Raw genomic sequence first — 13,489 nt, forward strand, 5'->3', positions numbered from 1 at the left:
GTTCGGGGGAGAGGCGGGGACGGCTCAGTGGACGGAGTGGCCGTCGCGGAGGACCGGCTGCTTCTCACCGGCCTCGACGGGCAGGTGGAGGCGGTTCTGCCGCGGCGGCATCGGACAGTTGTACTGGGCCGAGAAGCCGCACGGCGGGACGAAGGCCCGGTTGAAGTCCAGGACGACGGTGTCGCTGCCCGCCTCGTGCGGGACGAACAGGAAGCGCCCCGCGCCGTAGGTGTCGGTTCCGTTGGTGGGGTCGCCGAAGACCAGCAGCAGGGTGCCCTCGTCGTCGAAGGCGTGGAGGGCGTAGTCCACGCCGTCGAGGGTGAACCGGATGTCACCGGGGACCGGGAGGTCGCGGGTCGCCCCGGCGTCGCGGATGTGCTCGAACGGGATCCGGCGCTCCTCCGAGACCGGTACGAAGGCGGCCTCGACCACCCACTCCGGGTTGAAGGGGTAGCGGTCGATCCGCTCGAAGTGCCGGATGGCGAGCGATTCGGCGTCCCAGAACCGCAGGGCGTGCTGCGGCTGGCCGGTGGCCAGGTCGGTGCGCCGGACCGTGGTGACCGTCACACTCCCGGGCAGTCCCGTGCGGGCGGCGTCGAGGTCCGGCGACTCACCCTCCGGCAGCCAGCGGGTCTCCACCAGCGCGAGGTTCCCCTGGGGTGAGGTCACCGCCGCCTCACGGCTCAGACACCATGCCTCCCAGCCGTTTTGGGCGTCGGCGAGGCTCGCGGCGGGGGCGCGAAGGGCATGGTGCATGGGGCTGCTCACTCACTGGTCCAAGTGTTGCTTTAGTCGAACATTACATCCGCTTATCGGACTGTCGAACCGCGGGTCCGTCATTCAAGACGCTCCATGGACGGCGGCCGCCGCGCGGTCGGCCGCGCCGGCCGTGGGTGCAGCGCCGCCGGACGGCCAGGTCAGGGCGTACGGCGGCGCCGGGACGGTGCCACTCCGACCGGTCGCACCGGGGGCGGCGATGCCGCCCGGCTGCTGCCTCAGGCCCGCGCCCCACCCGGAGCGACAGCCGGAGCGGCGGCCGGGTCGGTGGCCGGATCTGCGGCTGGACCGGGCGGGGCGAGCCGGCGCAGGGCGAGTTCGGCCAGGAGGGCCGCTCCGTCGGGGACGGCCGCATCGTCGAAGGCGGCGTCCGGGGCGTGGTTGCCCGGCGCCGTGGCCGGGTCGCGGTCGGGGGGACAGGCCCCGACACCCGTCATCACGCCGGGGATCTCGGCCAGGACCCGCCCGATGTCGTCGGCCACCAGCGCCGGGCGGGTGCTGCGGACGAAGCGCCCCGGCCCGAAGAGGTCGGCGACGGCGCCGGCCACCAGGTCGGCCTCCGCCGGATCGTTGACGGTGACGGGGTAGCCCGGGGTGTAGTCGACCTGCGCCCGGAGGCCGTGGGCGGCGGCGATGCCCAGGGCGGTCCGCTCCGCCTCCTCGGCGAGCCGGGCCAGGGTGCCGTCGGACAGCGCCCGCAGGGTCGCCCCGATCCGGGCCTCGGCGGGGATGATGGCCGGCGAGGTGCCCGCGTGGACCGTGCCGACGGTCAGCACGGCCGGGTCGAAGGCGTCGAACCGGCGGGTGACCACGCTCTGCAGGGCGGTGACGAGTTCGCCGGCGGCGGGGATCGGGTCGCGGCTGCGGTGCGGCCAGGCCCCGTGGCCGCCGGACCCGAGGAGGGTGACGGCAAGAGTGCCGGAGGCAGCGAGGGCGGGGCCCGCCGTGTTGCTGAAGAGCCCGAGCGGCGAGGCCGCGCCCGAATGCAGGGCGTACGCAGCCACCGGCCTGCTGCCGGTGGTCTCCAGCAGGCCCTCCTCCAGCATCAGCCGTGCGCCGTCGTGCCCCTCCTCGCCCGGCTGGAACATCAGCAGCACATCACCGGCCAGCCGGTCGCGGCGGGCGGCGAGCAGCCGGGCGGCGCCGACCAGCATCGCCGCGTGCTGGTGGTGCCCGCACGCATGCCGCGGGCCGCCCGGGAACGGCAGGGCGTCCAGGTCGGCGCGGAGCAGCACCGTCGGTCCGGTCCGCGCCCCGCGCACGACGCCCACCACGGAGGTGAGCGCCGTGCCGGTGCGCAGATCGAGGCCGAGTCCGTCCAGGGCGGCCAGCACCGCCTGCTGGGTGCGGGGCAGCTGCAGGCCGGTCTCCGGGATCCGGCGCAACTCGGCGCTGAGGCGGTCGAGTTCGAGTGCGCGGGCGTCCTCGGGGAGGCTCATCCGGCGCTTGCCCGCAGTGCGGGCAGGACCGTCTCGGCGATCCGGTACGCCTCCTCCAGCAGCGGGTTGCCGGAGAGGATGAAGGTGTCCACGCCGAGCGCCTGGAACTCCTGGAGCCGCTCCACCACCTGATCGGTGCTGCCGACGACCGCGGTCCCCGGGCCGGGCCGGAACAGGCTCATCCCCGGCCACAGGTTGGGGTACCGCTCCAGTTCACGGGCGTGTGCCGGGACCTGGCCGCCGTGCTGGCGGAACTGGCGTGCCCACCCCTCGCCGTCCTTGGTCTCCGGATTGCCGAGCATCCGGGCGTAGGTCGCCTGGCTGGTGACGTCCAGCAGCCGGTCGGCGGCGGCCCACGCCTGGTCCTCGGTGTCCCGGACGATCAGCTGCAGCCGCAGGCCGAACCGCAGCTCGCGGCCGTAGTGCGCGGCCCGCTCGCGGACCCGGTCCAGCTTCTCCTTGAGCAGGTGCGGCGGCTCACCCCAGGTGAGGTAGACGTCCACATGCTCGGCGGCCATCTCGATCCCGGCCGCCGACGAGCCGCCGAACCACAGCGGGGTGTGCACACCGCCCTGAATGGGCGTCAGCTCCCGCAGCGACGCCCCCGCGTCGGTCAGCTCGTAGAACCGGCCCTTGTGGTCGAAGACCTCGCCGGCGGTCAGCCGCTTGACCAGGCTCCAGTACTCGGCACTCAGCTGGTACCGCTCGTCGTGGTCCAGCTGCAGCCCGGCCTGGCGCAGCTGCTCGGTGTTGCCGTTGACCACGTTGAACCGCAGCCGGTCCGGACCGAAGAGGTGCGCGAAGCTCAGCGCCATCTTGGCCAGCTGGGTGGGGGAGACCAGACCGGGGTGGACCGCCAGCAGCGGCTTGAAGGCGGGCCGGGTGACCGCGGCGAGGGCGCTCGCCAGCGGCCAGACGTCATAGAGGTCGGTGGCGAAGAGCGCGCCGTCGTACCCCAGGCGGTCCACCGCCACGCCCAGCTGCTGCAGATACGCCAGGTCGACCCGGCGGCGGCCCTCGGGCTCCCAGGGGTAGGCGCCTTCGCGCGGGATGATGTACCAGAGGATCTCGGGGCTGGTCATGGTCAGGCCTCCTGGGCCGGGGCGGTGAGGGCGGCGGCCACGGCCCGGTCCAGACCGGGGTGGCGGGCGTCGGCCACGGAGATCGCCCGGGACAGGAAACCGGCCCCGGCGAGGATGTCGGCGGCCTCCTGCTGCTCGGCGACGAAGGTGTCGGAGGCCGGCTCCAGCCGCCAGGGCAGCTTCGCCAGGGCCGCACGCCAGTCGGCCGCGTTGCCGCCCTGGTCCTCGGCGGCGACGGCGGCGGCCTCGTCGAGGTGGGCGGCGGCCCAGTCGTCGGCCTGCTGCAGCGCCCGGACCACCAGGCCGACCAGCTCGGGCCGGGAGTCGGCCACATCGCGCCGGGTGAAGAAGACGGAGCGGTCGCTGATCACCTCGCCGGCCTCGACCAGGGTCCGCACCGTGCCCTCCCGGCGGGCGGCGAACAGCTCCGCGCCCTGTGCCACCCAGGCGTCGACCCGCCCCGCCAGCAGCCCGGCGTAGGAGTCCTCGTCGGAGCGCTGCGCGGTGACGTCGCTGCCGTAGGAGAGGCCGACGCGGGCGAGGGCCTTGCCGAGGAAGTGGGTCTGCCAGGAGCCGATCGCCAGCTGGACGGTGCGTCCCTTCAGGTCGGCCAGGGACTCGATGCCGCTGTCGGCCCGTACCAGCAGCGCACCGTGGCCGGGGCGGGGCGCCGAGACGGCGGCATAGACCAGGTCGTGCCCGGCGGCCTGCGCGGACAGCGGCGGCGTGGAGCCGGTGCCGCCGAAGTCGATGGTGCCGTCGGCGAGTGCGGCCCCGGTGGCCAGCCCCCCGATCCGGTGCCAGACGACGGTCTCGCCCAGCGGCTCCAGCAACCGCTCCAGCAGGCCAAGGCGGGAGAGGTGGTACAGGGACGGGTTGGCGTTGTGGACGCCGATGTTGACGGTCATGCGGGGAGCTCCTTGGGTGAGACGGGGTGGACACCGAGGTCGGTGAGGAGTCGGGTGCGCAGCGCTGCGAACCGGGGGTCGGCGGTGTCCCGGGGGCGGTCGATGGTGATCTGCTCGTCGGTGACCAGCCGGCCGTCGCGCAGCACCGCCACCCGGTCGGCCAGCCGGACGGCCTCGTCCACGTCATGGGTGACCAGCAGCACGGCGGGGCGGTGCACCCGGCACAGCTCGCCGACCAGGTCCTGCATCCGCAGCCGGGTCAGCGCGTCCAGGGCGGCGAACGGCTCGTCGAGCAGCAGCAGTTCGGGTTCGCGTACCAGCGCCCGGGCGAGCGCGACACGTTGGGCCTCGCCGCCGGAGAGGGTGGCGGGCCAGGCCTTGGCGTGGCTCTCCAGGCCGACCTCCCGCAGCGCGCGCAGGCCGGTCTCCCGGGTCCGCGCCCCGCGCGGCAGCGCCACGGTGACATTGGCCAGCACCCTCTTGGAGGGGATCAGCCGGGGCTCCTGGAAGACCACGGTACGGGCCTTCGGCACCAGCACCGTGCCCGCGTCGTGCCCGTCCAGTGCGCCCAGGATGCGCAGCAGCGTGGTCTTCCCGGTGCCGCTGGCCCCGAGCAGCGCCACGAACTCACCGCGGGCGATGTCCAGGTCGACGCCGTCCAGCACATGGCGGGTGCCGAAGGTGCGGCGCAGACCGCGGAGCCGTACGGCGGTCGCGGGGCCCGGTGCGACGTCCTGGCCGGCCGGCTGGCTGCGGGTGGCGGTGGCCGGTGTCCCGCTCATCGCCGCACCCCCTGGGTGCGCCACGGCATCAGCAGCCGTTCCAGCAGCCGGACCGTGCCGTCGGCGGCCAGCCCGATCAGGGCGTAGATCAGGATGCAGACGGTGAGGATGTCGGTGCGGGAGTACTCCTGGGCCGTCGCCATGAGATAGCCGATCCCGGCGGTGGAGTTGATCTCCTCGGCGGCGATCAGGGCGATCACGCTGAGGGTCATCGACAGCCGCAGCCCGGACAGCAGCGCCGGCAGCGCCCCGGGGAGCACCACCTCGCGCACCAGCGCCAGACGGCCCATGCCGAAGCTGCGCACGGCCTCCACCAGCTTGCGGTCGGTGTTGCGGACACCGCCGGAGGACGACACGTACATGGGGAAGCTGGTCGCGACGGCGATCAGGACGACCCGGGCGGTCTCGCCGATGCCGAACCACACCATGAACAGCGGCACCAGGGAGAGAAAGGGGATGGTGCGCAGCAACTGCACGGAGGAGTCCAGCAGTTCCTCACCCAGCCGGGAGAAGCCGGTGAGCACGCCCAGGACGAGGCCGGCGGTCGCGCCCAGGGCCAGGCCGAGACCGGCCCGGGTGAGGGAGACGGAGAGCGCGTCGCCGAGCTGGCCGCTGGACCACAGCTCCCGCAGCGCGTCGAGCACCTGGCCGGGGGAGGAGAGCAGAGCGGGGCTGAGCGTCCCGGAGGCGGAGGCCCACAGCCAGCCGAGGACCAGGACCACCGGGCCGGCGATCCGCAGTGCCAGGCCGGACCCGCGGCGGCGGGGACGGGCGGTGCGGGCGGGCAGTTCGATCAGGCCGGTGGCCCGGGTGTCCGCGGAGGAGGCAAGGAGGCTCATGCGGCGCCTGCCGGAAGGGAGGCCACGTCGATCACATAGGGCTTGACGTCGAAGAAGCCCTTGGTGATCTTCTGGTCGGCGAAGAACCGGGCGACGGTGTGGAAGTGGGTCAGCTCCGTCGCGCCGATGGGCTGGGCGGTGCCGCCTGCCCTGTCGATCGGGATCTGCACGGCCTTCTGGGCGTCGCTGACGGCCTCCGGGCCGGCGGCGGTGTTGACGTTGAGGTACGCCTCCGGGTTCTGCTGCTGCTTCAGGCCGGCGTCGTGCAGGTACTGGTAGAGGGCCCGGACGACCTCGGGGTGCTGGTCGGCGAAGCCGGTGCGCACGGCCCACACGGCGTAGTTCTCCGAGCCGACCTGGCCGCCGCTGACCAGGAAGTGCGCGCCCGAGTTGGCGATCTGGGGCACCGAGTAGGCGGCCCAGGTCGACCAGGCGGCCACCTGGCCGGAGTTGAAGACGGCGGCGACCTGGTTGGGCATCAGATAGACCCGCTGCACCTTGTCGACCGGCACGTGGGCCTGCTCCAGGGCCTTGAGCAGCAGGTACTCGCTGGTGCCGCCGTGCCAGACTGCGACCTTGCGCCCCACCAGGTCCTTGACGCTCCTGATCGGGGAGTCGTTCTTGACCAGGATGCCCTCCCCCAGCCGGTCCGGGGCGGTGGCGGCGAAGAGCTTGAAGCCGGCGCTCTGCTCCAGCGCCGCGGTGGCGGAGGTGATGGAGCCCTGGGCGAAGTCCAGGGCGTTGGCGTCGAGCTCCTGGGCCGCCGGGGCGAAGGCCCCGGCGGTCCCGGTCCAGGCCACCTTGGCATGGACCTTGGCCAGGGCTCTCGCCAGGGAGCCGTCCTTCTTGCCGAGGGCGAGGACGCCGGAGTTCCCACCGTCCGGGATGCGCACCGTGACGGTGGCGGAGCCGGCGGGGGAGGCCGAGACGGTGGAGCCGGCCGAGGAGCAGGCCGACAGGCCCAGCGCGGTGACGACGGAGGCGGCGGCCAGGGTGAACTGACGGAACTTCACAGTGATCTCCAGAAGGCGGTGAGAGGTCAGCCGGTGACGGCGGTGCGGGCGGCGAGCAGTTCCCTGGCCTGCTGCAGTGGTGTGTGGTCGGCCCAGGCCCGTACGTCGACGGGGGCCGGCAGGAAGCCTTGGGCGTGCAGAAAGCGCTCCTGCTGCTCGAGCAGGGCCAGGCGCTCGTCGGAGAGGTCCAGGCCCAGGCTGTCGGCGGTGCCGGGGCGGTAGGCGCCGGCCACGCCCTCGGGTCCCGCGCCGGTCTCGGCGCTGAGGATGCGGGCGAGTCCGTGCGGGTGGCGGCGGGCCCAGTCGGCGGCCTCCAGCAGGACGGCGAGGAAGCGTGCGACCACGTCGGGATGCTCGTCCAGCAGCCGCTGGTGGACGGTGATCGGGCGCGGGGTGCCGTTGTTGACGCGGGCCCGGCGGTCGGGGGCGGCGTCCAGGTCGACGGCGGCCCTGGCGCCGTAGCGGTGGGCGGCCTCGACGGCGAGGGCGCCCTTGACGTAGACGGCGTCCACCCGGCCGTCGCGCAGCGCCGCCAGTTCGCCCTCCCACTGGCCCGTCCGTACGCCGGGCACCTCGACCAGTTCCGCGTCGGAGAGCGTCAGCCCGGCGAGCGAGAGGGCGCCCGCATGGCCGTGCAGGGCCATGGCGCGCCAGAAGTCGATGGAGATGTCATGGCGGGGGACGGCCAGTCGTCGTCCGCGCAGCTGCTCGGGCGTGCGGATCTCGTCGTCGTCGCGGACCAGGATCGACTGGCGCTCCTCGATCCAGGTCAGCGCGATCAGCCGGGTCTGCTCGCCGCGGGACCGTGCCCACAGTGCGGGAACGTTGCCGCCCTCGCGGAACAGTCCGGTCAGCTCATGGGTGAAGTGGGTCTGCGGAAGATCACTGTCCGGGGTGCGCTCCCGCAGATCCTGCAGGGAGCGGACGGTGATCCCGTCGCGGGCGAACTCCTCGGCGAGCAGGCCTCGGTCGGCGGCGATGCCGGTGGCGGTGGGGACAGGGCAGCGGGTGAACCAGAGTTCGTCCAGCACGGACACTCCAGGGAGAGATGAGGAGGCATGGGCGCCGGGCACGGGGGACCGCGGCGAAAGAGACCGTGCGCGGGCACGGTGGGAGCGGCAGCGCTCAGCGACAGGCGGTGCTGCAGGCCCGGGCGAGGTCGATGTGAAGCCGTGCGACCAGGGCGGGGAGGACCGGGGCGGGCAGGCGAGGCGTCGTCATCGCGGGCTGCTCCCTTCCGGTCCGGTGGTGTGGTGCGACAGAGATTGGCACGTCCTTGGGAGGGCAGCAACTCTTTCCACATCGTGGGATCTGTCTGCTGGCAGACACTTCACACGACGTAACACGGCGACACATTCCCACAACAGTTGCCAGATCGTGGCAGCCTTCCGCATGCTGGGGCGATGACGACGGATGCCAGGACCGCAACCGGCGCACCGCCGGGAGCGCAGGCCGTGACCCGCGCGCTCGGCCTCCTCCACTGCTTCCGCGACCGGCCGGGCGAACTCAGTGCCTCGGACCTCGCCCGGCGGATGGACCTCTCGGTGTCCACCGCGCACCGACTGGCACGGACGCTGGTCGCCGCCGGTTTCCTGGAGCAGAACGAGCAGACCGCCCGCTACCGCCTCGGCCCCGCCGTCGCCGAACTCGGCCGGCTCTCCCTGCACGAGCGCGGAATGCACCGGGCGGAACCCGAACTCACCGAGCTCGCCCGGGTCACCGGCGCCACCGCCGACCTCGCCATCCGCAGCGGCGCCCACGCCCTCATCCTGGTCGGCCGCTCGGTCGACCCCGCCTCCGGCCTGGGCCTGCGCCGCCCGCTCCACTCCACCGCGCTGGGCAAGGTGCTGCTCGCCTGGGCGCGTCCCGGCGAGGACGACCTCAGCGCACTGCCTCCGCTGCAGGCCCACACCGACCGCACGATCACCCGGCTCGACGCACTGCGGGCAGAGCTGGAGCAGGTCAGGGCGGTCGGCTACGCGCTCAACGACGGAGAGTCCGCCTACGGGGTGCGCACCCTGGCCGTGCCCGTGCTGGACGCCTCCGGCCACGTCCATGCGGCGCTGGCGCTGCGCTCCACACCGGACAGCCTCACCGACGCCCGGCTGCCCTGGTTCCTCTCCCGGGCACACGCGTGTGCGGACGCCCTGGAGGTGCTGCTGCTCCCCCCGGCTCAGCGGCGGATCCGCGGCGGAGCGTGATCACAGCCGGGGGTTGACGGTACGTCGGCCGGTGTCCAGGATGAGCGCGTGAACCTCAGCTGCCCGGCCGTCGCGGCCGTGTGCGCCGGCACACCGCAGGGCCCCGCCCTGCGGTGTCGCTGTTGTCGCTGCTGTCGCTGAGCATTCCCGGGCCCGGTCCCGGACGCCGGTTCACCCTTCGCGCCCCGTCGTGCCGAGCGCCGTACCACCACCATCCCTGTGCTTCCCGTCCGCAGAAAGCAGGACTGCCATGGCACCCGTCCGTCCCACCCCAGGTGAGGAAGAAGCCTCCTACGACCGCACCCGGCTGCGGCAGTGGCTCGCAGGTGAGGCCAGAGCCGACGGGATGTCCCGGCGGCGCCTGCTCACGCTGCTGGCGGCGGCCTCCGCGGCCACCGCCCTGCCGCGGCTGCCGAGAGCCGCCGCAGCCACCGGCCCCGGCATCGTCAAGCCGCTCCCCGAGGAGTGGTTCACCGTGCGGGGCACCAACGCCGAGACGAGGTGGGAGGCGCTGCGCGGGACCGGCTACCACACCCCCGTCGGCCGCTTCTTCGTCCGCAACCACACCTCCACACCGGTCATCGACGCCGCGACCTGGCGGCTGAGACTGTGGGGCAGCGGGCTGCACGGCGCGCCGGGCATCGACCGGGCGGTCGAGTTCGGCCTGGACGACCTGCGGCGGCTGCCCGCGGTGAGCCGCGACGCCTTCGTCGAGTGCGCGGGCAACGGCCGGAGCCTCTACACCAGCCAGCAGGGCCAGACCGTCTCCGGCACCGCGTGGACCCTGGGCGCCGTCGGCGTCGCCCGCTGGCGCGGCGTGCGGCTCTCCCAGGTCCTGCGGCGCGCCGGACTCACCCCGGACGCGGTCGATGTGATGCCGCGCGGCCTGGACGGCGAGTACGTCGCCGACGGCGTCAACCTGGGGCACGTACGGCGCCCGCTGCCGATCGCCAAGGCACTGGACGACGTGGTCCTGGCGTACGAGATGAACGGCGAGCCGCTGCCGTACGACCACGGCCACCCGGTCAGGGTCCTGGTCCCCTCCTGGGTGGGCATCTCCTCCGTCAAGTGGGTCGGTGACATCGAGGTCTCCGCCGAGCCGCTCTACTCGCCGTGGAACACCGACTTCTACCGCCTGTTCGGCCCCGGCTACCCGGACGGCGGCGCGCCGGTGACCCGGCAGACCCTCAAGAGCGCCTTCGAGCTGGCGAGCGGGGCGACCTTCGCCGCCGGCGGCAGCTATGTGCTGCACGGCAGGTCGTGGTCGGGCGCCGGAGGCGTACGGGACGTCCAGGTCAGCACGGACGGCGGCGCCCGCTGGCAGACCGCCCGCCGGCAGGACGCACCGCACCGGGACGGCTGGGTGCGGTGGAGCGTCCCCTGGAACCCCCGTACGCCCGGGCCCGCGGAACTCCTCGCGCGGGCCACCGACACCGCCGGGCGTACCCAGCCCGACCAGGCGGAGTACAACACCCAGGGATACCTCTTCGACGCCGTGGTCCGGCACCCGGTCACCGTGGTGTGACCGGGCGGGCGCCGCCCCAGGGCCGGCCGGAGGCCGGGGCCGCCCAGGTCCGTCACCGGCCCGTCGCCTCCGGCGGGCCGGTGCCGGGGACGCGCTGCCGCCGGACCCCCGGGCCGGTGACCCCGGGGTGTCGCGGTCACCGTTCAGTAGCGGCTGTTCATGGCGGTCCGGACCTCGTCGAGGGTGGCCTCGGCGATGGCGTTGGCGCGCTGGTTGCCCTCGCGCAGGACCTGGCGGATGTGGCCGCGGTCCTGCGCGAGCTGCCTTCGGCGAGCCCGGATCGGGGCCAGGAACTCGTTGACGGCCTCGCTGACGGTGTCCTTCAACGCTGCAGCTCCGGCGCCGCCGATGTCGTCGGCGACCTGGTGGGGATCGCGGTCCAGGCAGAGCGCGGCCAGCATGACCAGGTTGGAGACCTCGGGGCGGTTGACCGGGTCGTAGGTGATGTGCCGGTGGGCGTCGGTCCTGGCGCCGCGGATCAGCCGGGCGGTCTCGTCGGCGTCGGCGGCCAACCGGATGGCGTTCCCCCGGCTCTTGCTCATCTTGGCGCCGTCGGTGCCCAGCAGCAGCGGCGCGGCGGACAGCAGGGCGTCGGGCTCGGGGAAGAGGGCCGTGCCGGCGCCGTAGCGGTCGTTGAAGCGACGGGCGACGGTGCGGGCGAGTTCGAGGTGGGGCAGCTGGTCCTGCCCGACCGGGACCAGATTGGCCTTGCAGAACAGGATGTCCGCGGCCTGGTGGAGGGGATAGGTGAACATCAGGCCGCTGACGGAGGACTGCCGGGAGTGGGCGATCTCGTCCTTGACCGTGGGGTTGCGGCCCAGTTCGGCGACCGACACCAGACTGAGGAACGGCAGCAGCAGCTGGTTGAGGGCCGGGACGGCGCTGTGGGCGAAGACAGTGCTCCGGGCCGGGTCCACGCCGATGGCCAGGTAGTCCAGCACCAGCCCTTCGACGTGCTCGCTGAGGCGGTCGGCGGTGTCCCGGTCGGTCAGCACCTGGTAGTCGGCGATGAGCACCAGCATCTCCACCCCCAGGTTCTGCAGACGTACCCGGTTGTGCAGGGTGCCGAAGTAGTGGCCCAGGTGCAGCTGACCTGTCGGGCGGTCCCCGGTGAGCACGCGGAAGCGTCCGGGATCCCGGTGGATCAGTTCCTCCACCTCGGCACTGCGCGTCCGGGCGGTGGACGGTACGAGGGCGTCGGCCGAGGAGGGGCCGGCTGCGGCGGTTCGCCGGGCGACGGGCGTACTGGTCATGCGGGTCTCCTGAGCTGGTCGGCGGTGTGCCGTCCGCACGGAACAGGACCCTGATCAGGGAACGCAGAAGGGCCGTCCATCCGAACGGCCCTGGTCATGCGCGAGAGGCGGCCGCTCCTATGCGGAGCGCCACCAGCTCGGACACGACAGACGATGCATGCGGCAAGCGTACCCCTCCCGTCGGCCGCCGGTCCTGGCCTTTGCACGGGGTGGACGTCCGGAGGGACGGGGGCCGTCCAAGGCCGTGCGGCCGTACGGGCGGACCCATACCGGGCGGCCGCTGCCGCCGCCCCCGCGCAACCCCCCCGGAGCCCGGGGACGCCGTCAGCCGCCGAGCACCCGGTCGCGGCCCGCTCCGAAGCCGGCCACCGCCGCAGGAACGCACAGTGCCAGCAGCACCGCCAGCGGCGCCGCCCAGTTCCCGGTCGCCTGGTGCAGGGCACCCGCCGCCACCGGACCGGCCGCGGCCACCAGATAGCCCACCGCCTGTGTCATCCCCGACAGCTGCGCCGCGACCGCCGCACCGCCCGCCCGCAGGACGATGAACGAGAGGCCGAGACCCAGCGAACCACCCTGCGCCACCCCCAGCATCAGCGCCCATCCCCAGGCCCCGGCGGCCGGTGCCAGCAGCAGCCCGGTGACCCCCGCGGCGTTCAGCGCCACCATGGCCACGGCCAGCGCCCGCTGGCGGCGCATCCGGCCCGCCGCGAGCGGCACCAGGAAGGCGCCCACGACCTGCACCAGGTTGCTGAAGGCGAAGACCAGACCGGCCTCGCCCCGGTCCATGCCGTGGTCGGCCAGGATTGTCGGCATCCAGGCCACCAGCGTGTAGACCAGCAGCGAGGAGATCCCCATGAAGACGCTGATCCGCCAGGCGAGCCCGGAGCGCCACACCCCGGCGGGCGGCGCCGGGGACGCGTGCGCCGGCTCCGGCGCCGGGGCGCCGCCCAGCTGCGGCAGCCACCCGGCCGCGGCGACCAGCGCCAGTACCGACCAGAAGCCCAGCGAGGCCCGCCAGCCGCCGCCCAGGGCATGTTCCAGCGGTACCGACACCGCCGCCGCGAGGGTCGCCCCCATCAGCATCGCCGTGGAGTACAGGCCCGTCATCGCGGCGGCCCCGTCCGGGAACTCACGCTTGATCAGCCCCGGCAGCGCCACATTGAGCACCGCGATCGCCACACCGATCACCATGCACCCGCCGTACAGCGCCACCGGCGACGGCAGCACCCGCAGCAGCACACCGCAGCTCAGCACCAGCACGGCCCCCAGCACCACCCGCTCGGTGCCGTGACGCCGGACCAGCCGAGGGGTCAGCGGGGCGCCCACCCCCTGGAACAGCACCGGAACGGCGGTGATCAGCCCGCTCGCGGTGGAGGAGAGCCCGAATGCGCGCTGCACCTCGCCGACCAGCGGGGAGACCGCGGCCAGGCACGCCCGCATGTTCAGCGCCACCAGCACGATCCCGGCCGTGAGCAGCCAGCGGCGCTGGGCGGACGGAGAACTGACGGTCTGTCGGATGAATGGTGCGGTGAGCGGTCGGGACGTCGAGGAGTCGGCAGCGGGCATGGAAGGGCTCGGTTCCTGTCGTGAAAGGGAGTCGGGGCGGCGCCCGGCGGAGTCGGGACGGCGCCCGGCGGAGCGGGGTGAGGTGGCCCCGAAGGGGTCGGGGC

At 73.7% G+C, this 13,489-nt stretch carries 12 protein-coding genes; 2 read left to right on the top strand and 10 right to left on the bottom strand.

Annotated features, from left to right (window positions below):
* Window positions 1-24: 24 nt before the first annotated feature.
* From AOK09_RS24615 to AOK09_RS24650, 8 genes are all read right to left on the bottom strand, one after another.
* Window positions 25-756: a DUF1684 domain-containing protein gene (locus AOK09_RS24615; RefSeq protein ID WP_055589429.1), complete on the bottom strand. Its 732-nt coding sequence runs from the start codon at window positions 754-756 to the stop codon at window positions 25-27.
* A 239-nt stretch (window positions 757-995) separates the two neighbouring features.
* On the bottom strand, window positions 996-2,216 hold the full coding sequence (locus AOK09_RS24620) for a M20 metallopeptidase family protein (RefSeq protein WP_055589430.1): 1,221 nt from the start codon (window positions 2,214-2,216) through the stop codon (window positions 996-998).
* Window positions 2,213-3,298: an LLM class flavin-dependent oxidoreductase gene (locus AOK09_RS24625; protein WP_055589431.1), complete on the bottom strand. Its 1,086-nt coding sequence runs from the start codon at window positions 3,296-3,298 to the stop codon at window positions 2,213-2,215. The genes AOK09_RS24620 and AOK09_RS24625 overlap by 4 nt, the downstream gene beginning before the upstream one ends.
* Window positions 3,299-3,300: 2 nt before the next feature.
* Window positions 3,301-4,206 (bottom strand): ABC transporter substrate-binding protein, encoded by a 906-nt coding sequence (locus AOK09_RS24630; RefSeq protein ID WP_055589432.1) that lies wholly within the window; start codon window positions 4,204-4,206, stop codon window positions 3,301-3,303.
* Window positions 4,203-4,988: an ABC transporter ATP-binding protein gene (locus tag AOK09_RS24635; RefSeq protein WP_079063395.1), complete on the bottom strand. Its 786-nt coding sequence runs from the start codon at window positions 4,986-4,988 to the stop codon at window positions 4,203-4,205. Before AOK09_RS24635 ends, AOK09_RS24630 begins: the two co-directional genes overlap by 4 nt.
* On the bottom strand, window positions 4,985-5,827 hold the full coding sequence (locus AOK09_RS24640; RefSeq protein ID WP_055589433.1) for an ABC transporter permease: 843 nt from the start codon (window positions 5,825-5,827) through the stop codon (window positions 4,985-4,987). The genes AOK09_RS24635 and AOK09_RS24640 overlap by 4 nt, the downstream gene beginning before the upstream one ends.
* Window positions 5,824-6,840, bottom strand: coding sequence for an NrtA/SsuA/CpmA family ABC transporter substrate-binding protein (locus AOK09_RS24645; protein WP_245687461.1), 1,017 nt, complete (start codon window positions 6,838-6,840; stop codon window positions 5,824-5,826). Before AOK09_RS24645 ends, AOK09_RS24640 begins: the two co-directional genes overlap by 4 nt.
* A gap of 26 nt (window positions 6,841-6,866) precedes the next feature.
* The gene (locus AOK09_RS24650; protein WP_245687462.1) at window positions 6,867-7,871 is read right to left on the bottom strand and encodes an ABC transporter substrate-binding protein; all 1,005 of its coding nucleotides are present in this window, start codon (window positions 7,869-7,871) and stop codon (window positions 6,867-6,869) included.
* 372 nt (window positions 7,872-8,243) lie between these two features.
* Here AOK09_RS24650 and AOK09_RS24655 point away from each other — a divergent pair, with 372 nt between their 5' ends.
* Together AOK09_RS24655 and AOK09_RS24660 are read left to right on the top strand one after the other, a co-directional pair.
* The gene (locus tag AOK09_RS24655) at window positions 8,244-9,041 is read left to right on the top strand and encodes an IclR family transcriptional regulator (RefSeq protein WP_055589435.1); all 798 of its coding nucleotides are present in this window, start codon (window positions 8,244-8,246) and stop codon (window positions 9,039-9,041) included.
* A gap of 250 nt (window positions 9,042-9,291) precedes the next feature.
* The gene (locus tag AOK09_RS24660) at window positions 9,292-10,566 is read left to right on the top strand and encodes a sulfite oxidase (protein ID WP_055589436.1); all 1,275 of its coding nucleotides are present in this window, start codon (window positions 9,292-9,294) and stop codon (window positions 10,564-10,566) included.
* Between the two features lie 143 nt (window positions 10,567-10,709).
* On the opposite strand, the gene trpS is transcribed toward AOK09_RS24660, so the two are convergent.
* Window positions 10,710-11,819: a tryptophan--tRNA ligase gene (gene trpS / locus AOK09_RS24665; protein WP_055589437.1), complete on the bottom strand. Its 1,110-nt coding sequence runs from the start codon at window positions 11,817-11,819 to the stop codon at window positions 10,710-10,712.
* 324 nt (window positions 11,820-12,143) lie between these two features.
* Window positions 12,144-13,385, bottom strand: a complete 1,242-nt coding sequence (locus AOK09_RS24670; RefSeq protein ID WP_055589438.1) for a CynX/NimT family MFS transporter — start codon at window positions 13,383-13,385, stop codon at window positions 12,144-12,146.
* Window positions 13,386-13,489 lie beyond the last annotated feature (104 nt).

The organism is Peterkaempfera griseoplana, assembly GCF_001418575.1.
GTDB classification, from domain to species: Bacteria; Actinomycetota; Actinomycetes; order Streptomycetales; family Streptomycetaceae; genus Peterkaempfera; species Peterkaempfera griseoplana.

Coding starts and splice junctions, on each gene's coding strand:
- AOK09_RS24615 (WP_055589429.1), bottom strand. CDS start 756: ATGCACCATGCCCTTCGCGCCCCCGCCGCGAGCCTCGCCGACGCCCAA.
- trpS (WP_055589437.1), bottom strand. CDS start 11,819: ATGACCAGTACGCCCGTCGCCCGGCGAACCGCCGCAGCCGGCCCCTCC.
- AOK09_RS24635 (WP_079063395.1), bottom strand. CDS start 4,988: ATGAGCGGGACACCGGCCACCGCCACCCGCAGCCAGCCGGCCGGCCAG.
- AOK09_RS24670 (WP_055589438.1), bottom strand. CDS start 13,385: ATGCCCGCTGCCGACTCCTCGACGTCCCGACCGCTCACCGCACCATTC.
- AOK09_RS24620 (WP_055589430.1), bottom strand. CDS start 2,216: ATGAGCCTCCCCGAGGACGCCCGCGCACTCGAACTCGACCGCCTCAGC.
- AOK09_RS24630 (WP_055589432.1), bottom strand. CDS start 4,206: ATGACCGTCAACATCGGCGTCCACAACGCCAACCCGTCCCTGTACCAC.
- AOK09_RS24655 (WP_055589435.1), top strand. CDS start 8,244: ATGACGACGGATGCCAGGACCGCAACCGGCGCACCGCCGGGAGCGCAG.
- AOK09_RS24660 (WP_055589436.1), top strand. CDS start 9,292: ATGGCACCCGTCCGTCCCACCCCAGGTGAGGAAGAAGCCTCCTACGAC.
- AOK09_RS24625 (WP_055589431.1), bottom strand. CDS start 3,298: ATGACCAGCCCCGAGATCCTCTGGTACATCATCCCGCGCGAAGGCGCC.
- AOK09_RS24640 (WP_055589433.1), bottom strand. CDS start 5,827: ATGAGCCTCCTTGCCTCCTCCGCGGACACCCGGGCCACCGGCCTGATC.